Below are 18,503 nucleotides of genomic sequence, written 5' to 3'. Positions count from 1 at the left end.
AAATTACGCTGCGTCAGGACTCGCCCGTGGCGGGTGGCGCACCTATAGTCGTGTCAGCAAATGGACCACAGGGAGGCCCGAACAGCATGAAAGAATACAAGCAGTTCTATATCGACGGCGCATGGGTAGATCCCGTAGAGCCACGGACAATGGAAATCGAAAATCCGGCAACTGAAGAGAGTTTTGCCGTCATCTCGATCGGCTCGAAAGCAGATGTCGACAAGGCCGTTGCTGCTGCGAAGGCTGCCTTCCCATCATTTTCGCAAACGAGCGTGGAGTATCGCGCTGAGTTGCTGGAAAAGATTGCTGCAGGCATCAAGGCACGTATGCCTGAAATGGCTGAGGCGATCTCAAATGAGATGGGCGCGCCGATGTGGCTGGCCAACGCTGCGCAAGTGCCAGCTGGTATGGGCCATTTCGGCACCACCGCTGCGATCCTTCGCGAATATCAATTCGAAGAATTGAAAGGCACGACGTTGCTCCGCAAGGAGCCGATTGGCGTCTGCGGGTTCATCACGCCATGGAACTGGCCGCTCAATCAGATTGCCTGCAAAGTGGCGCCTGCCATTGCCGCAGGCTGCACGATGGTTCTGAAGCCATCCGAGATTGCTCCCCTGGATGCCATGATCCTCACCGAAATCATGCATGAGGCCGGTGTGCCGAAGGGCGTGTTCAACCTCGTGAACGGTGATGGTCCGGGCGTTGGTTCCTCTCTCTCGGCCCACCCGGATGTTGACATGATGAGCTTTACCGGCTCGACCCGTGCTGGTGTTCTGGTCGCCCAGGCCGCTGCACCGACGGTGAAACGCGTCGCCCAGGAGCTGGGTGGCAAAAGCCCGAATATCATCCTGCCTTCAGCGGATCTCGAAAAGGCCGTCGGCGGTGGCGTGATGCAGATGATGACCAACTCTGGTCAGTCCTGTAACGCTCCGTCGCGCATGTTCGTCCAGAAGGACCAGCAGGAGCAGGCGATCGCTATTGCAAAAGCCGCTGCTGAATCTGTGAAGGTGATGATGCCTGCAGAGGCGACGCCGGGCGCGATCGGACCAATTTCCAACGGAAATCAGTACCAGAAGGTTCAGGACCTGATCCAGAAGGGTATTGAAGAGGGCGCAACCCTGGTTGCTGGTGGTCCGGGACGTCCGGAAGGCTTCAACAAGGGCTATTTTGCGCGTCCGACCGTGTTTGCAAACGTGACGAATGACATGACGATCGCTCGAGAAGAAATTTTCGGGCCGGTGCTGGTCATGATCCCGTATGAGGATGTCGACGATGCGGTCCAGATGGCGAACGATACGGTTTATGGTCTCGCAGGCTATGTGCAGGGCGCAGAAGACGAGGCCCGCAAAGTGGCCAACCGTATCCGCGCTGGCCAGATCCAGGTCAATGGAGCCCGCCCGGACTTCACGGCGCCATTCGGTGGCTATGGCCAGTCTGGCAATGGCCGCGAATGGGGCGAATACGGTTTCGAGGAGTTCCTCGAAGTGAAAGCCGTGATGGGCTACAAGGCCGCGTAATCTGACGTTTCAGACAAATGAGTACAGGGCGGCCTCCGGGTCGCCCTTTTTTGTTCCAGGAACAATCTGCTCGCTGAAACGTGAAGCCAATTCAACTAGTGTTCAGCCAGCTTCCTCCATAAAATGGCGGGATCAACACTGAGGAGGGTTCGCCCCATGCCCACATTAAAGCTTTCAGGCGCATTGGCCGCGCTGGCCTTACTAGGTGCCTGCGCCACCGCTACGCCCTATCAGGCTGCCATTGACGGCAATAGCGGCTACTCAGAAGTGAAGATTGAAGACAATCGCTTTCAGGTCGAGTTCTCCGGTAATTCGCTGACTGACCGAAAGACGGTAGAGACCTATCTTCTCTATCGCGCTGCAGAGCTGACTCGTCTGAATGGGTATGATCATTTCCGGGTTGTGCGCCGCGAAACAGACTCGAACAGCCGACTGGTTCCGGTTGGGGGAGCATATTCTCCGTATTACAGCCATTTTCACCTGAATTATGCCTATTTCGGCCCCTATGCCCGCTATTATCACGATCCTTTCCTGCGATCGCGGCACGCGCGTTTTGGGCCGCTCGACCCTTACTGGGGCGGCCCATCTGAATATCGTGAGCGTACCAAGTACGTGGCATCTGCCGAAATCCTGATGGGAAAGGGCAAGAAGCCTGACGATGCGGCGTATTTCGATGCTGAGCAGGTAACCTACAATCTGGGCATGAACATAGTTCGGCCTCAACCAAACTGACCCTTGATTGCGAAACCGCATTGCAGCCCCGCCTTCTGGCGGGGCTTTTTTATGTCTTCGCCACTGGCCTTTGGTCCCAACGCGCCCCAAATGGACCGGCTAGACGAAACGCGGGGACTTTCCGGACATGCCAGATTCAGAACAACCCCCGCAACAACCTCTCATAAAACAAGGCGCACACGGTCGCTCGGTGCCAAGCCGAACCGAGATGGTGGTCATGGTTGCCGCCTTGATGGCACTGAATGCTCTGGCCATCGACATCATGCTGCCTGCGCTTGGGGAAATCGCCAGTGCCACCGGGCTGACAGGCGCGTTGCCAGAAGATGCCAATCGGCAACAATTGATCATATTCGCCTACATTCTCGGCTTTGGCGCCCCACAGCTTTTCTGGGGACCGATTTCTGACCGGTTTGGGCGGCGGATGCCATTGTTCATTGGCCTGATCGGATACGCGCTAACGGCGGTTCTGTGCGCAGCATTGCGAGATTTTCACGCCCTGTTGGCGGCGCGTTTCCTTCAAGGCGTTTTTGCCTCTGGCGCCCGCCTGGTTGCGGTCTCGGTTGTGCGGGACCTTTATGCCGGCCGTCGTATGGCGGGATTCATGTCTCTCGTCATGACCATCTTCATGATCGTTCCAATGATCGCGCCAGCGATGGGGCAGGTCGTCTTGTTCATCGCGCCTTGGCAATGGATCTTCGGTGTGCTGGCCCTGTTTGGTCTGGCGCTTCTGGTCTGGACCTGGTTTCGCCTGCCAGAAACCCTCCCCGAAGATTCGCGCAAGCCGCTCAATCTGGCGTCGGCCTTTGGAAACTATCTGGAAGTCGGACGCAGCCGCGTCACCTTCGGCTATATGTGCGCGTCCGGCATTATATTTGGTGCGCTCTTTTCCTTCATCGGTTCCTCCGAGCAGGTCTTCCGCGGTGTATTCGGACAGGAAGAGACGTTTGCCTTCTGGTTCGCTGGCATCGCTGCAGCACTGGCGGGCGCGAACTTCTTCAACTCCCGTTTCGTGGAGCGTGTAGGTATGCGCCGGCTCAGTCACGGGGCGATGGTCGTGTTCATCCTGATGTCGTCGGCGCTCGCGTTGAGGACCTGGCTGTTTGGTGAAAGCCTTTACTGGTTCTTCCCGATGTTCACGCTGACCTTTGCCTGTTTTGGCATGATGGGTGCGAACTTTTCAGCGCTGGCGATGGAGCCGCTTGGCAAGATCGCGGGTACGGCGTCCGCAGCCTACGGGTTTGCGACGACGACTGTCTCCAGCCTGCTCGGCATGGTGATCGGCAGCTATTACAACGGAACCACCCTGCCCTTGATGCTCGGCTTTGTGGCGCTCGGCGTTGGATCGCTCATCGTTGTTCTGATCACGGAAAAAGGAAAACTGTTCAGTTCTCGCTGATTGCCGTTCAGCGGCGCTTGCGTGATGCAGGTTCACGAACGCGGGCAAGCGGCCGGACCTGGCTTTCAAGATGTTCGATGATCAGGCCGGCAATATCCTTGCCCGTGGCGGACTCGATACCCTCAAGGCCGGGGGAGGAATTCACTTCCAGAACTTTCGGGCCTTTCTCCGTTTGCAGAAGGTCTACGCCAGCGACCCGCAGGCCAAGTACCTTTGCTGCCTCCCGCGCCGTATCTCTCTCCTGCCGCGTCAGTTTGATCGTGGATGCGGTGCCGCCACGGTGCAAATTTGACCGGAACTCGCCCTTCTGTGCCTGGCGCTTCATTGCGCCTACCACCTTGTTGCCAATCACAAAGGCTCGCACATCGGTCCCGGCCGCCTCTTCCACGAATTCCTGAACCAGGAAGTTGGCGTCCAGCCCGCGGAAGGCGTCAGTCAAGCTTTCCGCAGCCTTGCGCGTTTCTGCCAACACAACACCTTTGCCTTGTGTCGATGAGAGCAGCTTCACCACCACGGGCGCGCCACCCGCCAGAGAGATAAGGTCTTTCGTGTCTTTCGGGCTGTGGGCGAAGGCGGTGACCGGCATGTCTATCTTGGCGCGCGCAAGTAATTGGTGGGCCATCAGCTTGTCGCGCGAATGCCCGATGGAACTCGCGCTGTTCAGGCAGAAAGCGCCAGTATTGGTGAACTGGCGCAATACGGCGAGCCCGTAATCCGTTATCCCCGCACCGATACGCGGGATGACGGCGTCATAACGCGGCAGCGCCTTGCCATCATAATGCACTTGCGGGTGCGTTGTGCCGATTTGCATGTAGCAGCGTGCCGTGTCGATGGCTTCGATCACGTGGCCCCGCGCTTGCGCTGCTTCTATCAGGCGCTGACTGGAGTAATTCTTCGGCTCACGCGTTAGCAGGGCGATCCGGAGGGGGCGTTTTACAGGGCGCTTTTTCGGCAGGCCGGCATAGGCGGCGAAGTCCAGCTTCGGCTGACGGAACGACGCGTTGGCATCGACAATCATGTCGGGCTGGATTGCGCCGCGTCCGAACAGCATCCGGTAGGACATGCTTTCGCGATTGGTTAGCGTCAGTTGGATCGGCCAGCGTCGGCCACCCATTTCCACATCGGTCTGGATTACATAGCGCAGCTCTGTTTCCCCGTTCGAGCTTGTCACGTCGCGGCGGTCCACGACCGGTGCTGAACACGTCACCTCGAGCGCGGGATTGTTCGGGTCTGGTTGTATCAGGAAGCGTACTTGCGGCGCGTCAGCCGGACCAAATGGCTCAATCACGCTGGCGTGCAGCGCAGACGTGCGCGCGCCTGTATCCACCTTCGCCTTGATTGCTGGCAGGCCAAGATCAGGCAGCGCGAGCCATTCCTCCCAGCCGAGTTCAAAAGGTTTGGAATGGGGCATGGTGAAGCCTTCCTGCTTGTGCGCGCCCGATAAAGGCGAACGGTCAGGTATTCAATCTATAATGCGCAGATTGTGTGCCTCAGCCTTCGACCAGCCATGCCTTGTCCACGATGCCCACCACGTCGCCCATGATCTCGGTGATCTTGAAATCCTTCGGCGTGTAAACGCGGGCGATGCCCATCTGGCGCAGGGCGCGGGAATCTTCCGGTGGGATGATGCCGCCCACAACAACCGGGACATTGTCTAGGCCGACCTTGCGAAGCTCGGCAATCGTTTCGCGCACCAAATCCAAATGGCTTCCGGACAGGATCGACAGGCCCACGACATGGGCGTTGTTTTCCTTCGCCTGCGCGGCGATCTCGGATGGTGTGAAACGAATGCCCTCATAGACGACATTCATGCCCACTTCCCGGCCGCGCGCGGCGATCTGCTCGGCGCCATTGGAGTGGCCATCAAGGCCTGGCTTGCCGAGCACATAGGTCAGCTGGCGGCCGAGCGCTTCGGAAACGCGTTCAACTTCCTTGCGGACCGCGGTGACATCTTCCTCGCCTTCGGTCTTGATAACCATTGCAACGCCCGTCGGCGCACGGAATTCACCGAATACCTCCCGCATCGCGGTGCCCCATTCGCCGGTCGTAACGCCGGCCTTCGCGCAGACAATGGATGGCTCCATGATGTTGGTGCCATCGCGCGCGGCCTGTTTCAGATTGGCGAGCGCCTCATCGACGGTAGACTGGTCGCGTTGGCTGCGCCATTCCTTCAAGTCGCGCACCTGGGCAGATTCTTCTGCGGGGTCGACAGTCTGGATCGAGCCGTCACCCGCGCCGAGCGGGCTGTTTTCGCTTTCTGTATAGCGATTGACGCCCACCACAGTCAGCTCGCCGCTCTCGATGGCCTTGATGCGCTCGATATGAGCGTCGACCAGACTTTCTTTCATGAAATCGATCGATTTCGTCGCCCCGCCGCGCTGATCAATGTCGGCAAGTGTATCGCGGGCCAGCGCTTTCAATTCCTCAGTCTTGGATTCGATGACGTGGCTGCCATCGAAAATGTCTTCATATTCCAGAAGGTCCGTCTCATAGGCGAGGATCTGTTGCAGGCGCAAAGACCATTGCTGGTCCCACGGGCGTGGCAGGCCAAGCGCCTCGTTCCAGGCCGGTAATTGCAGGGCGCGGCACCGAGCTTTTTTGGATAGCGTGACCGCCATCGCTTCAATCAATATGCGATAGACATTGTTTTCAGGCTGCGGCTCGGTCAGGCCGAGCGAGTTGACCTGAACGCCGTAGCGGAACAGCAGCGCCTTTGGGCTGGTGACGCCATAGCGCTCGCGGCCAATCTCCTCCCAGAGTTCCACAAAGGCACGCATCTTACAAAGTTCCGTAACGAAACGGACACCGGCGTTCACAAAAAATGAAATACGACCGAAAACAGTCTCAAAGTCTGATTCCGGAACTTGTCCGCCGGCTTTCACCGTATCCAGAACAGAGATTGCCGTCGCCAGCGCGTAGGCCAGTTCCTGCTCCGGTGTCGCGCCCGCTTCTTGCAGGTGATAGGAGCAGACATTCATCGGATTCCATTTGGGCACTTCAGTATAGCACCAACTAACCATGTCGGAGATCAGGCGAAGGCTCGGCTCGGGCGGGAACACATAGGTTCCGCGGGAGAGATACTCCTTAACAATGTCGTTCTGGGTCGTCCCGCGCAGCTTTTTGCGATCATCTCCGCGTTCATCTGCCAGCGCGACGTACAGCGCCAGCATCCAGGCCGCCGGCGCATTGATCGTCATGGACGTGTTCATCTCTTCCAGCGGCAACTGATCGAAGAGCAGGCGCATATCGCCAAGATGCTTCACGGGCACGCCGACCTTGCCGACTTCGCCCTTTGAAAGGATGTGGTCGGCGTCATAGGCGGTCTGTGTGGGCAGGTCGAAGGCGATCGACAGGCCTGTCTGGCCCTTGGCGAGATTGCCGCGATAGAGCTCGTTGGATTTCGTCGCCGTGGAATGGCCCGCATAGGTCCGAAAGATCCACGGGCGGTCCGGCGTGTGCTGGTATGCTTTATCCATGTCTGCCACGGAATTCTCCCCTTATTATGTTGCGCCGCAACATGCCGTGTGAAACGACACAAGGCAAGCGTGCATGCTTGCGTCAGGATGTCAGAGCAACCAGATGGAGGCGAGAGGAGAAATACGTGAACCAGCCGACCAGTCTGATCCAGTCCGCCTTGCTTCTGCGGATAATCGCTATCCTCATCTTTCCGCTTGGCGTGGTCGTCGCGGCGCTTCTGGAGCGCAGCGTGCTTATGGTGGCGGCGTTGGCGGCCGGAATGCTTCTGGCCAGCTGGGTTGAGCGTTTCCGGTTGCATCGACTGACTGGCCATGAAGGGTATCCCGCAGTGACGGGACTGCTGCCAGGGTTCGCCGTGCGTGCGGGTTTGCTGGCAGGATTGTTCATTGTCTGCCTCGGCGTGTTTGCGTTGTTTCGAGAGACGTCCCTGGCGCGCGGATATGGCGCGGTGGATGTCGGGCTATTCTGCGCGACAACGGGCATCGCCCTGCTGGCAAATACTTTCAGTGCGCGCATCGCAACACAGGAAGTGTCGGCAGTGATGAGCCAGATGAATACAGGCTTTTCCAACAGCGCAAGTTCCGGAGCAGGGGAAGGCAACGGAGAAATCATCGAAGGCGAGATCATCGACAAGGAATAGCCATCTTCCTGTGTGAAATCCGTTAGCGCAAACATCCCCATATTTGCTACGGCTTTCTGGACATTTCGCGGCTACCTGAAATCAGGTATAGCGCCCCTGCGTACACGGAGTTTCCGGCGATGACTGACATGATCGGCCTTGTGGCCGCTGCCCTCACCACGCTTTCATTCCTGCCACAGGCCCTGATGGTCATCCGGACCGGCCGGACGGACGGCATTTCCCTGATCATGTACACGATGTTCACGGCGGGCGTGACGGGCTGGTTGGTCTACGGCTTCCTGCTCAACTCAATGCCGATTATCATCGCCAACTTGGTTACAATCCTTCTGGCGAGTGTGATTTTGGGCCTGAAAGTGCGCCACACGCTTCAGGCGAGGGCCCAGGCGGCCACTTTGGAGACGTCTGCGCCCAGCGCTTCATAATATAGCCGCTGTACAAGACGGGTTACCGGGCCGGGCTTGCCGTCGCCGACAGGGCGGTCTTCCAACTGGACCACAGGCGCAATCATCGCACCGGCCGAGGTGGTGAAGATCTCCCGCGCAGCATAGGCTTCATCGGGAGTGAAGGCGCGTTCTTCCACGGTGAGGCCTCGATCTCTCAGGCGGGCAATAACATGTGCGCGCGTAATGCCGGGCAAAATGTCGCTGGACAGGTTGCGGGTGATGATCTGGTCGTCCTCGGTCACGATCCACGAATTGGCTGAGGCGGCTTCGGTAACGTATCCATCTTCCACCATGAACGCGGTTTGCGCGCCCGCTTCACGCGCGGATCTATAGGCGAGGGCCTGAGACAATAACTGGGTTGTCTTGATGTCGCGCCGCCGCCAACGAATATCGTTCAGGAAGATCGCGCGAATTCCATGCTCCGCAACCGGACCGATCAAGGGGCGATGATCGGCGAAAAGAAGTACGGTCGGTGTGAAGACATCCGGCCCGGCAAAGTCGCGTCCGTCATATGCACCGGCTGTGACCTGCAAATAGATCAGACCTTCCTGCAAACCGTTCCTGTGCAGGAGCTGTACATGCAGGTCTTCCCAGTCAGCGGCGCTGTGCGGGTTCGGGATGGCGATGGCGTCCAGCGTGTTACGGAGCCGTGAAACGTGGCCCTCGAAATCGACCAATCGTCCGCCATAGACTGCAGTTACTTCATAGGCGGCATGAGCAAAAAGGAATCCTCGATCCAGTGGGGAAATCCGCGCATCCTGCCGCTGGGTAAATGCGCCGTTCAGATATACGATGTCGCCCATTGGCATGAATGCAACGCCCCCTTGCTGATTTTTGTGCAGCGCAACAAAATTCTTGCATGCGTCACACTCAGCGGCCAAGGTGGCGGGAACCGGATGTTTTGTGAAGACATGAAAAATGTGCGCCAATGCGTTCCGGAAGTGTAATCAAGGAGGAGGGCCCCCCTGCCATGGCAAGGGAGACAAAAGACATTTACGAACTCGGTGAGATCCCGCCGGAGTTCCACGTACCGAAAATGATGCATGCCTGGGCAATTCGCCGGGAGCGCCACGGTCGACCGTCAACGGCGATGCAGCTTGAGCAAGTGCCTGTGCCGGAGATCGATTCCGACGAGGTGTTGGTGCTCGTCATGGCAGCTGGCGTGAATTATAACGGCATCTGGGCCGGGCTGGGCGAGCCGATTTCGCCATTCGATATTCACAAGCAGGATTATCACATCGCAGGCTCAGACGCCGCGGGGATTGTCTGGGCGGTCGGCCGCAAGGTGACTCGCGTGAAGCCGGGCGATGAAGTTGTCATCCACTGTAACCAGGACGATGGCGATGATGAGGAGTGCAATGGCGGCGACCCGATGTTCTCGCCGAGCCAGCGCATCTGGGGTTATGAGACTCCGGACGGTTCTTTTGCGCAATTCTGCCGCGTTCAGGCGCGTCAGTGCATGCCGCGTCCGAAACATCTGACCTGGGAGGAGAGCGCCTGCTACACGCTGACACTCGCAACGGCCTACCGGATGCTGTTCGGACACCGCCCGCATATTTTGAAGCCCGGTGAGCACGCCCTGATCTGGGGCGCATCCGGCGGACTTGGCAGTTTTGGGGTTCAGCTTTGTGCTGTCACCGGTGCGCACGCGATTGGCGTCGTTTCGTCAGATGACAAGTTCGACCACGTCATGTCGCTTGGCGCGAAAGGCGTGTTGAATCGGAAAGACTTCAATTGCTGGGGCCAATTGCCCACAGTGAACGGCCCGGAATTCAGTGACTACATGAAGGAAAGCCGCAAATTCGGCAAAGCGATCTGGGAAATCACCGGCAAGCAGGATGTCGACATCGTGTTCGAACATCCGGGCGAGTCCACGTTCCCCGTGTCGGTTTTTGTCGTCAAGCGTGGCGGCATGGTTGTGATCTGTGCCGGCACGACAGGCTTTAACCTGACTATGGATGCGCGCTTCCTCTGGATGCGTCAGAAACGGGTGCAGGGCAGCCACTTTGCAAACCTGAAACAGGCTTCGGCCGCCAACAAGCTGGTCATTGATCGCCGGATTGATCCCGGCATGTCGGAGGTCTTCCCTTGGGCAGACATTCCGGCAGCGCATGAGAAGATGCTGGATAACAAGCACCTTCCAGGCAACATGGCCGTGTTGGTCACCTCGCCGAAGCCGGGCCTGCGCACGGTCGAAGACGTGCTCGCTGTCAGCGGACAGGCCTGACCCTTCCGACCCAATAGGAAAACCCCCGTCGGCGATGATCGGCGGGGGTTTTTCCTTGCTCTGAAAACGCCAGGCTAAAGCTCGTCCATGCCGCCCGGATTGCGACGGCGGCGGATCAGCCACATGACGCCGCGAAGATCAGACAGGGCATCAGCCAGTCGGCCAAAATTGGTGTAGTTCGACTTGCCGGAGCCACGCTCGCGGTGGTTCACATCGCGATATTCTACATCGAACCCCTCCGCCCGCATCAGGGCAGGGACGTAGCGATGGATGTGATCGAAATAGGGAAGCTGCAGGAACGCGTCGCGATAAATCGCCTTCACGCCGCAGCCCGCATCATCGCAATCATCTTTCAGCATACGCTTGCGGATCCTGTTGGCAAATGTGCTGCCGAAGCGTTTCCACGCGGTGTCCTTACGCTTGGTGCGGCGCCCCATCACCATTTTTAGGGATTCCGGTGCGTCAGCGCGTGTCAGCTGGCGGTAGAGATCTGGCAGGTCGGCCGGGTCGTTCTGACCGTCGCCATCAAGTGTGCCGACCACTGGTGCGCGGGCGGCGAGGATACCGGACCGTATAGCGCGGCTCTGGCCAGCATTCTTGCGGTGGCTGATGACGCGCAGCATTGGAAAACGCGCCTTCAGGTCCACGAGACGTGCACGCGTATCGTCGCTGGATGCATCATCTACAAACACCATCTCGAAGGCGCGGCCATCCAGCGCGCGATGAATCTCGGTGACCAGGGGTTCGACATTGCCGGATTCATTGTGAACCGGAACGACAATGGAAAATTCGAGTGACTGGGCCATGGCTGGCACCTTTCAGCAGGGGAATCGCGCACGCGCGCGAGGCAGGTTTCGCACGCTCATACAAAGCGATTTGACGCAAGGCGAGCCCTATGGCGCATCTATCGCTTACTGAAACTCAGCGCAAAACAATGAAGACGCGCCGGGATGAACACGGTAAACGGCATTTATGACTTTGCTTGATCGACTGTCGACCGGCTGGAAGCCGTGGGTTGTCCTGTTCATCCTGACCTTCGGGGCAGCCGCGCCGGGCGTGTTCAACCTGCCCGCGCTGGACAGGGATGAAAGCCGGTTTGCGCAGGCCTCCAAGGAGATGCTGGAAGAGAAGGACTATATCCGCATCCAGTATCAGGACGAGCTTCGCAACAAGAAGCCGGCTGGTATTCACTGGCTGCAGGCGGCATCGACGGCTGTCTTCACCGGCCCGGAGGCAAAACAGATCTGGACATATCGCGTGCCCAGTTGGCTCGGCGCAGCGTTCGGGACACTTGCCTGTTTCTGGACCGGGCTGGTGCTGGTCGGTCGCAGGGCAAGCTTTGTCGGTTCGGCCCTGTTTGGGGCGACCCTGCTGCTGACTTCGGAAGCACACATTTCGAAAACCGATGGCGTTCTGGTTTTTCTGACGACGCTCAGCATTGGCGCATTGGCGCGCCTCTATATGCGCCGAGACCAGTCCAAGAAGATGGCGCTACTGTTCTGGGCCTGCATGGGCACAAGCTTCCTGATCAAGGGGCCAGTTACGCCTATGGTGGCGGCCTATGCCGGCATGGGCGCCTGGGTCTGGGCCAAGGCGACAGATGGGAAGGGCGGCGACTGGTGGCGCGTTCTGACATGGTGGCCGGGGCCCGCGATCTTCGTGGCGATGGTGCTGCCCTGGTTCCTGTGGATTCAGGCGGCGACCGACGGGCAATACATCAAGGGCGCGGTTGGCAAGGATCTGAAAGACAAGTTCACTGGCGCGTCCGAAGGGCACGGCGGTTGGCCTTTTTATCATTTGACGCACATTCCGGCCTGGTTCTTCCCGGCCACCTTGTTCTTCGTTCCGGGGCTCGTGGCGGCGTGGAAACGGCTAAAGCCTAGTCGTCCGCGCGGGCAAGCCTGGTTGAAGCATGTCGTGCTTGTCAGCGGTGCGATCTTCGTCGGACTGCTTGCCTTGAATTATGTGTTGCCCTTCATGCCGCGCCCGCAAGGCGATGGGATGATCGCAAGCTCCTTGAACTCAGTTGCATCATTGAAACCGCTTCCGGCTTGGCCTGCGCTATTCATTGGCGTGTTCTGGTGGCTGTCGGGCCGTGACACATGGATGGCGCGGTGGCCTGTGGGCGAGGAGGTGATTCCTGACGAGACGCGTGCCATGCGCTTGCTCGTCGCCTGGGCTCTGCTGACATACGCCTTTTTTGAGCTGATGCCGACGCTGCTCAGCCACTACATTCTGCCAGCTTACCCGGCGTTTGGGCTCATGGCGGGCTATGCCTCGACACGCATGATGGAAGGTGAGTTCCTGCCGGTCACGCGGTGGGTGTCCATTGCACTGTTCGCTCTCGGTGCCATCCTGTTGCTGGCGGTCTCCTTTCCCGGGGTCACGACCTATTTCATGGCAGAGACGGCAGGCGACTTTTCGACGGCGCTGCCCAAGGATGTGTTGGAGACTTGGACGGACTATCGGGAATTCCCGCTCTGGTTCTGGTGGATCGGCTTTGCGCTGTGCGGCGTCGCGATTATCGAGTTCAGCCGCCGGCATGAGTGCAATGCGGCCATGTTTGCCATCTATGCCGCCGTGGCGATTGGCTGGCATGTTCGCATTTTCATGTTGCCAACCCAGATTTGGGTGCAGCCGACAGAGACGGCGCGTCTTGCCTTGGAGGATGTGTGCGGTGTGCCGGGTGAGGCATGTGCGTGGGAAGCGCCACAGCGTATTCTGGCGCTCGGCTATGCAGAACCGTCCTATGTGCTCACGCTGGGCACACAGAATCTGCATCCGCCAGAGACGCCGCTCGACCTGCCTGAGGATCTTTCAGCCTATCCGGTGGTCTATCTGGTCAATCTGGAAGACCGCAAGGCCGAGCCGCCCATTCAGGATGAACTCACGCATCTCCGGTCACAGGCAGAGCAGATGTCGCTTTGCGTGACCGAGACCGAATCCTATTACGCACTGAACTATTCCAATGGTGATCCAGTCAACTTCCGCGCCTTGAGGTTTGATGCGGGCGGCTGTCCGGACTGATGGCTAGAATTCGTATCCGATCCGCAGGCCATAGGTGCGCGGGTCAGACCGGAACGTGTCATAGCCGATGAAGCCATACCCGGACACGGCATAGTCTTCATCTGTCAGGTTCCGACCCCAGGCTGTGAGCGTGACGCCCGTGTCTCTGAGGGTGAAGCTTGCTTCGGCTTGCAGGGTTGTGAAGCCTTCCTGCATGCGGCTCTCCAAGCCTTCCGGATCAAGATAATAGTCACCGCGATATTTGGCATGAATGGAAATGCGTCCATCAATCGTGTCCGTGGCCGCAAATTCATACTGGCCACCGAACGTGGCTGACACGTCAGGTGCAAAGGGAAGGGGGTTGCCGTCAAAAGTATCTGCATTGCCGCCAATGTCGGATTCCTGATCAATTTCGGTTTCGAGCAGGGTGAGTGCGCCTTGCAGGGCAAATTGCTCTGTAGCCTGCCAATTGAAATCAGCCTCCATCCCATAGGAAATCGCCTTGTCCAGATTGGAGAGGGAGTTGGAGGTGATGCTGGAGCCGTCCGGCAACACAAAGTTCACGAAGATGCGGGCCTGCGGGTCAGAATAGTCCTGTGCAAAGGCGGCGACCGCATAGGTCAGTCGGTCTGTCTTCCCCTTATATCCGATCTCATAGGCCGTCACGGTTTCCGCATCGAACAGGCCTTCATCCGCGAAATGGGTCACATTGTTCTGGACTTCGCCATTGAAGCCGCCCGACTTGTAGCTGTTGGAGACGGACGCATAGGCCGTTCCATGTTCCATCGCATAGGATAGGGCGGCGTGGCCTGAGAGATATGTCTCTTCAATTTCATTCGACCCTGCAGCTAGGCCGAGCCCGCCCACATTGTTGTAGCCAATGGTGCCATCTTCAAAAATATGCCGCCCACTGCCTTGTCCCTCGATTTCCTCACGCGTAATGCGCGCGCCCAGCGTCGCGGTCAGGCTGTCGGAGAGGTCGAACTCATTGTGCGTGAACGCCGCAAGGGTGGAGCGATCCTGACGGATGTCTGTCACGAGCGTCATGGCAGCGGTATCAGACACGGGGGTGGGGCCAGCGCGGCTCGCTGCGCCAACATAGGGGCAGGTTCCCAACAGGGTGTCGGCGTCGAGTTCGCCGCACCAGATTGTGTAGGTCTGGCTGAAGTTCTCAATTGATCCCGACACACCAATCATGGTGCTGCCGCCATCCCAATCCGTGTGCAGTCGGATTTCCTGCGAATATTGGCGGAAGTCTCGGAGGTAGGCGAGGTTGGCGTTGAAGTTCGGATTGCCAAACAGTGCGACCGCGCCGTCGAAATCAAATCCGTATTCCTGATTATAGCCCTCAAACGCCGTCAGGGATGTGAGTGCCCAGCGCCCAATATCGCGCGCGTATTCGGCTGAGATGCCGTAGAATTCGTTGTCCGTATCCTGAATGCCGTCGCTGCCAACCGCGATTTCATGATCGTCCAGATCAAGGGTGTCATTACGCGGGGCGGCGTTGACGCCATTATCCTCTTCATAATGCGTGCGCAGCAAAAGTGATCCATCCGCGACGCTGTCCCAATTGAGGCCTAGCCGTACGCCGAACTCGTCACGCTCACCACCTGCGGCCTCTGGCCCTGCAACATTGTCCAAAGCTGCATCACGGGACAGGTAGCGCCCGGCGAGCCGATAGCTGAACCCGGAATCGAAAGAGTCGCCATATGCGCCATCCAGGTCCATGCGGTTCAGATTGCCATAGCCAAGACGGACATATCTGCGCTGGTCATTGCCCGGCCGGGCCGTGATGAAATTGATCGCCCCACCGGAGGCGTTGCGTCCGTACAGCGTGCCTTGCGGGCCCTTCAGCACTTCAATTCGGTCCAGATCGTAAAGCATCAATCCGGTCTGCACGTTCGTCGCAAGATAAACGCCATCGGAATAAACAGCTGCCGCTGTTGGGGTGAGTGCCTGATGGTCGACCGCGCCAACGCCACGTATCTGAAAGGCCACTTGCGTGCCATTGGCCACGGCGGCTTCGACACCCGTCAGCAGGTCGGTCACGTCTTCCGCGCTGACATAGGCATCAGCCAGTGAAAGGTCGCCACTATCGATTACACTGACAGACATGGGGATGTCTGAAAGCGGCGCTGCGCTCGGCGTGGCAGTCGTGACGATTGTGTCCAGCCTTTGCGCCGTGTCACCGGTTTGGGCGGCGGCGGGCAGGGCAAGCGAGGCAAGAATGAGCGGGGCGACGCAGCGCGAATTCTGTTTCATGCGCGGCAGTTACCAACCCGCTGGAATGCGACGCAACTTCATTTAGCTGATAGCTGAGCTGCACGAGCGAAACCGACGTATTCTGGCAACACTGCTGCAGGTTCAGGTTTACCGGGGGGCCCGTTTTGCGAGGATACGCTGCAGTGTGCGCCGGTGCATGTTTAGGCGACGTGCCGTTTCGGAAACATTGTGATTACACAATTCGTACACGCGCTGAATGTGTTCCCAACGTACACGGTCCGCAGACATCGGATTTTCCGGCGGGGCAGGTTTTTCGTCTGGTGAAGCCGTGAGCGCACGGATGATATCGTCAACATCGGCTGGCTTCGACAGGTAATCGACGGCTCCGGCCTTCACAGCGGCGACTGCTGTCGCAATTGCGCCATATCCGGTGAGGATCACTGCGCGCGCGTCAGGACGGTGTTTTTGCAGGACTTCCACCACATCAAGACCGCTGCCATCTTCCAGGCGCAGATCCAGAACCGCGAAAGCGGGCGGGTTAAGACGGGCAATATCCTTGCCTTCAGAGACCGAAGATACCGCAGAGACCACAAAACCGCGTTGAGCCAGGGCACGGGCCATACGCTGCACGAAGGGGCCATCATCATCCATGACGAGACAGGAGCGGTCCTCAACATCCTTGAGGCTCTCGTGCAGATTTACGTTAACTGGCCGATCCATGATCTTATCCTTGGTGTAATATTGGCCATATAGGTCTGAACCGTCACTTAATCCAAGTCAGGCGCCTGCAAAAGAGTCAGTGGCCACAGGGTCTGGACCACAGCGCCGCGTTTCGGCGGTGTCCGGTTTCGCGTCGCAATGCGGCCACCTGTGCGCTCAATCAGCGTCTTGGCGATGAAAAAGCCAAGCCCCATGTCGCCGCCGCCCAGATGCGCTTCGCCGCGTTGCGACACATAGGGTTCGCCCAGTTTCGGCAGCACTTCCGGAGCAAATCCGGGGCCGTCATCGCTGATTGTGATGATGATCTGGTCCGCCGTCCAAGTCGCCACCACATTCACGCGCGTATCGGCAAAGCTGACAGCATTCTCGATGAAGGCCCCCAGCGCATGCAGCACTTCCGGGCTGCGCTTGAGGACCGGGGCGCGAGCATCACCGCCGTCTCCGGCCTCTGCCCGGACACGCACCTCAACACCCAGGCCCTTGAAGGGGGCGGCCGCCTCGGCAACCAGTGAATCGAGCGGGATCTGGGCGTGGACAATGTCTGTGGCTTCCCGCGCTTCGCGAATGGTGGCCAGAATGGCGCGGCAGCGGTCGGCCTGTTCGGCAATCAGGATAATGTCCTCTGCGCGTGGGTCGTCCGGCCCCAGGTCGCCCTGAAGTTCCTTTGCAACCAGATGAATTGTCGCCAGCGGAGTGCCGAGCTCGTGGGTTGTCATGGCAGACATCGCGCCCAAGGCTGACAGTCTCTGTTCTCGCGCCATCACCACGCCGGCCGCGTCCAGCGCCCGCACGAGCCGCGCTTCATCCTGACTGACCCGCGCCGCCGAAAGGGCAAAAAAGACAACGCCGACGGCAAGCGCCGCGAACTGGCCAAGCTGGAACAGCGCCGGCAGGGCAACAGTGCTATCGGCAACGCCCCAGGGCAGGGGCAGGTGAATCATCGGCATGAGGGCGGCCAGCAGGAGCGCGAGCAGCGCAATCAGCGTCGCCCGGAACGGGCTGAGGCTCAGTGCGGCCACTGTCACCGGAGCCACCAACAGCAACAGGAAGGGATTGGACAGGCCGCCCGTCGCAGCAATCAAGGCCGCCAGTTGCACGGTATCAAAGGCCAATTGCAGTGTGGCCTCCCAGCCGCGCGTCAGGCGCTGGCTCTGGAAGGCGAAAGACAGAAAGACGTTGAGCCACGCCGAGGCGGCGATAATCGACAGGCAAAGCGCCAGCGGCATGTCGAAATTCAGGCCAAATGCAACAAAGAGTACAGCGGCGGTCTGCCCGGCCACGGCAAGCCAGCGCAATGTGATGAACGTACGAAGGCGCGTCCGCCCGAGGGCCGACTGCGCCGATCCCAGCCCTTCCGGGGGCAGGGTGAAGATCGCATCGTCGAGATCTATGTGTCCGTCGCGGGTTAAATCATCCATTTGTGCCTTATGCGGCAGCGTGACGCTTGCGCCAAGCGCCGCTTGCGGCCCATATCGCCTTCATGATGATCAGATCGCTCCTTGCCCCATCCGCCTTGCTGGCCGCCGCCTTGCTGGCCGCGTGTTCCCCATCGTCTGCGCCGGAAGCTGACACTGCCCCGCGTGCCAAGTCCAGCGGCGTGCAGGCCAGTTGCACTGGCCGGGCCTATCCCGAGATTGGCGGGCCGATTTCCCTGATCAATGATGCGGGCGAGCGCGTCACGGAAGAGACTTATAAGGGCCGTCCGACGCTGATCTATTTTGGCTTCACCTATTGCCCGGATGTCTGCCCGATGACGCTGGTGAATGTGGAGCGCGCCTATTCGCAGTTGCCTGAAAATATTGAGCCGCCCCAGACCCTGTTGATCTCTGTAGATCCCGAGCGTGATACGCCAGAAGCGCTTGCCGCTTACGTGAAAGCGCCCCGTTTCCCGGAAAACCTGGTCGGGCTGACAGGCTCACCGGAAGACGTACGCGCGGCAGCCGACGAGTTCCTGTCGGATTATTCCCGGATCGAACAATCGGGCAGCCAGTCGGAATACACGATGGACCACACATCCTTGTTGTACCTGATGGACGAGGACTGGCAGCTGAAAACCTTCTTCACACATGAAGACACGGCAGAGACCATTTCGGCCTGCCTTGGCGAATTGCTGGCAGAATAG

Annotated in this window: 15 protein-coding genes; 8 read left to right on the top strand and 7 right to left on the bottom strand. The window is 58.9% G+C overall.

All coding sequences use genetic code 11. The annotated features are described in order from the left end of the window. Positions 1-86 precede the first annotated feature (86 nt). The 3 genes from HF931_RS02900 (at position 87) to HF931_RS02890 (ending at position 3,645) form a co-directional block, all read left to right on the top strand. Entirely contained in the window at positions 87-1,517 is a 1,431-nt protein-coding gene (locus HF931_RS02900) for an aldehyde dehydrogenase family protein (RefSeq protein ID WP_273241806.1), read from the top strand. A gap of 156 nt (positions 1,518-1,673) precedes the next feature. Then, positions 1,674-2,249 (top strand): CC0125/CC1285 family lipoprotein, encoded by a 576-nt coding sequence (locus HF931_RS02895; protein ID WP_035549205.1) that lies wholly within the window; start codon positions 1,674-1,676, stop codon positions 2,247-2,249. Between the two features lie 127 nt (positions 2,250-2,376). Further along, a complete protein-coding gene (locus tag HF931_RS02890; RefSeq protein ID WP_273241805.1) occupies positions 2,377-3,645 on the top strand; it encodes a multidrug effflux MFS transporter in 1,269 nt (422 codons plus the stop codon). 7 nt (positions 3,646-3,652) lie between these two features. On the opposite strand, the gene rimK is transcribed toward HF931_RS02890, so the two are convergent. Both rimK and HF931_RS02880 read right to left on the bottom strand, forming a co-directional pair. After that, positions 3,653-5,056, bottom strand: a complete 1,404-nt coding sequence (rimK, locus tag HF931_RS02885) for a 30S ribosomal protein S6--L-glutamate ligase (RefSeq protein ID WP_273241803.1) — start codon at positions 5,054-5,056, stop codon at positions 3,653-3,655. Between the two features lie 79 nt (positions 5,057-5,135). Further along, positions 5,136-7,121, bottom strand: a complete 1,986-nt coding sequence (locus HF931_RS02880) for a protein meaA (protein ID WP_273241802.1) — start codon at positions 7,119-7,121, stop codon at positions 5,136-5,138. 125 nt (positions 7,122-7,246) lie between these two features. Between HF931_RS02880 and HF931_RS02875 the strand changes: the two genes are divergently transcribed. Together HF931_RS02875 and HF931_RS02870 are read left to right on the top strand one after the other, a co-directional pair. Beyond that, positions 7,247-7,762: a hypothetical protein gene (locus HF931_RS02875; RefSeq protein WP_273012583.1), complete on the top strand. Its 516-nt coding sequence runs from the start codon at positions 7,247-7,249 to the stop codon at positions 7,760-7,762. 119 nt (positions 7,763-7,881) lie between these two features. Continuing rightward, positions 7,882-8,184, top strand: a complete 303-nt coding sequence (locus tag HF931_RS02870) for a SemiSWEET transporter (protein WP_051602507.1) — start codon at positions 7,882-7,884, stop codon at positions 8,182-8,184. On the opposite strand, the gene HF931_RS02865 is transcribed toward HF931_RS02870, so the two are convergent. After that, the gene (locus HF931_RS02865) at positions 8,130-9,014 is read right to left on the bottom strand and encodes an aminotransferase class IV (RefSeq protein ID WP_035549355.1); all 885 of its coding nucleotides are present in this window, start codon (positions 9,012-9,014) and stop codon (positions 8,130-8,132) included. The genes HF931_RS02870 and HF931_RS02865 overlap by 55 nt on opposite strands. Before the next feature lie 161 nt (positions 9,015-9,175). Between HF931_RS02865 and ccrA the strand changes: the two genes are divergently transcribed. Further along, entirely contained in the window at positions 9,176-10,432 is a 1,257-nt protein-coding gene (gene ccrA, locus HF931_RS02860) for a crotonyl-CoA carboxylase/reductase (RefSeq protein ID WP_035549350.1), read from the top strand. Positions 10,433-10,506: 74 nt separating this feature from the next. On the opposite strand, the gene HF931_RS02855 is transcribed toward ccrA, so the two are convergent. Beyond that, positions 10,507-11,238 (bottom strand): glycosyltransferase family 2 protein, encoded by a 732-nt coding sequence (locus HF931_RS02855; RefSeq protein ID WP_035549191.1) that lies wholly within the window; start codon positions 11,236-11,238, stop codon positions 10,507-10,509. A gap of 166 nt (positions 11,239-11,404) precedes the next feature. Here HF931_RS02855 and HF931_RS02850 point away from each other — a divergent pair, with 166 nt between their 5' ends. After that, positions 11,405-13,459 carry an ArnT family glycosyltransferase gene (locus HF931_RS02850; protein WP_273241801.1) on the top strand — a complete coding sequence of 685 codons (2,055 nt, stop codon included), beginning with the start codon at positions 11,405-11,407 and terminating at the stop codon, positions 13,457-13,459. Between the two features lie 3 nt (positions 13,460-13,462). Here the strand turns inward: HF931_RS02850 and HF931_RS02845 are convergent, their stop codons facing one another. The 3 genes from HF931_RS02845 to HF931_RS02835 all read right to left on the bottom strand — a co-directional run bounded on the left by HF931_RS02845 (position 13,463) and on the right by HF931_RS02835 (position 17,799). Next, entirely contained in the window at positions 13,463-15,700 is a 2,238-nt protein-coding gene (locus tag HF931_RS02845) for a TonB-dependent receptor (protein WP_273241800.1), read from the bottom strand. Positions 15,701-15,808: 108 nt separating this feature from the next. Further along, entirely contained in the window at positions 15,809-16,381 is a 573-nt protein-coding gene (locus HF931_RS02840; RefSeq protein WP_035549182.1) for an ActR/PrrA/RegA family redox response regulator transcription factor, read from the bottom strand. A 47-nt stretch (positions 16,382-16,428) separates the two neighbouring features. After that, complete coding sequence (locus HF931_RS02835; protein WP_273241799.1) at positions 16,429-17,799, bottom strand: ActS/PrrB/RegB family redox-sensitive histidine kinase; 1,371 nt, start codon at positions 17,797-17,799, stop codon at positions 16,429-16,431. Between the two features lie 26 nt (positions 17,800-17,825). On the opposite strand from HF931_RS02835, the gene HF931_RS02830 reads away from it, so the two are divergent. After that, the gene (locus tag HF931_RS02830; RefSeq protein ID WP_273241798.1) at positions 17,826-18,503 is read left to right on the top strand and encodes an SCO family protein; all 678 of its coding nucleotides are present in this window, start codon (positions 17,826-17,828) and stop codon (positions 18,501-18,503) included.

The sequence above is a fragment of the Hyphomonas atlantica corrig. genome, assembly GCF_017795365.1.
GTDB lineage: Bacteria > Pseudomonadota > Alphaproteobacteria > Caulobacterales > Hyphomonadaceae > Hyphomonas > Hyphomonas atlantica.
Note: the sequence above shows the minus strand (reverse complement) of the source record. Positions and strands in the feature narration are given on the sequence as shown.

What these genes read in the sequence shown, in the direction of transcription:
- HF931_RS02900 (WP_273241806.1), top strand. Translation starts at nt 87, where the DNA reads ATGAAAGAATACAAGCAGTTCTATATCGACGGCGCATGGGTAGATCCC.
- HF931_RS02895 (WP_035549205.1), top strand. Translation starts at nt 1,674, where the DNA reads ATGCCCACATTAAAGCTTTCAGGCGCATTGGCCGCGCTGGCCTTACTA.
- HF931_RS02890 (WP_273241805.1), top strand. Translation starts at nt 2,377, where the DNA reads ATGCCAGATTCAGAACAACCCCCGCAACAACCTCTCATAAAACAAGGC.
- rimK (WP_273241803.1), bottom strand. Translation starts at nt 5,056, where the DNA reads ATGCCCCATTCCAAACCTTTTGAACTCGGCTGGGAGGAATGGCTCGCG.
- HF931_RS02880 (WP_273241802.1), bottom strand. Translation starts at nt 7,121, where the DNA reads ATGGATAAAGCATACCAGCACACGCCGGACCGCCCGTGGATCTTTCGG.
- HF931_RS02870 (WP_051602507.1), top strand. Translation starts at nt 7,882, where the DNA reads ATGACTGACATGATCGGCCTTGTGGCCGCTGCCCTCACCACGCTTTCA.
- HF931_RS02865 (WP_035549355.1), bottom strand. Translation starts at nt 9,014, where the DNA reads ATGCCAATGGGCGACATCGTATATCTGAACGGCGCATTTACCCAGCGG.
- ccrA (WP_035549350.1), top strand. Translation starts at nt 9,176, where the DNA reads ATGGCAAGGGAGACAAAAGACATTTACGAACTCGGTGAGATCCCGCCG.
- HF931_RS02855 (WP_035549191.1), bottom strand. Translation starts at nt 11,238, where the DNA reads ATGGCCCAGTCACTCGAATTTTCCATTGTCGTTCCGGTTCACAATGAA.
- HF931_RS02850 (WP_273241801.1), top strand. Translation starts at nt 11,405, where the DNA reads ATGACTTTGCTTGATCGACTGTCGACCGGCTGGAAGCCGTGGGTTGTC.
- HF931_RS02845 (WP_273241800.1), bottom strand. Translation starts at nt 15,700, where the DNA reads ATGAAACAGAATTCGCGCTGCGTCGCCCCGCTCATTCTTGCCTCGCTT.
- HF931_RS02840 (WP_035549182.1), bottom strand. Translation starts at nt 16,381, where the DNA reads ATGGATCGGCCAGTTAACGTAAATCTGCACGAGAGCCTCAAGGATGTT.
- HF931_RS02835 (WP_273241799.1), bottom strand. Translation starts at nt 17,799, where the DNA reads ATGGATGATTTAACCCGCGACGGACACATAGATCTCGACGATGCGATC.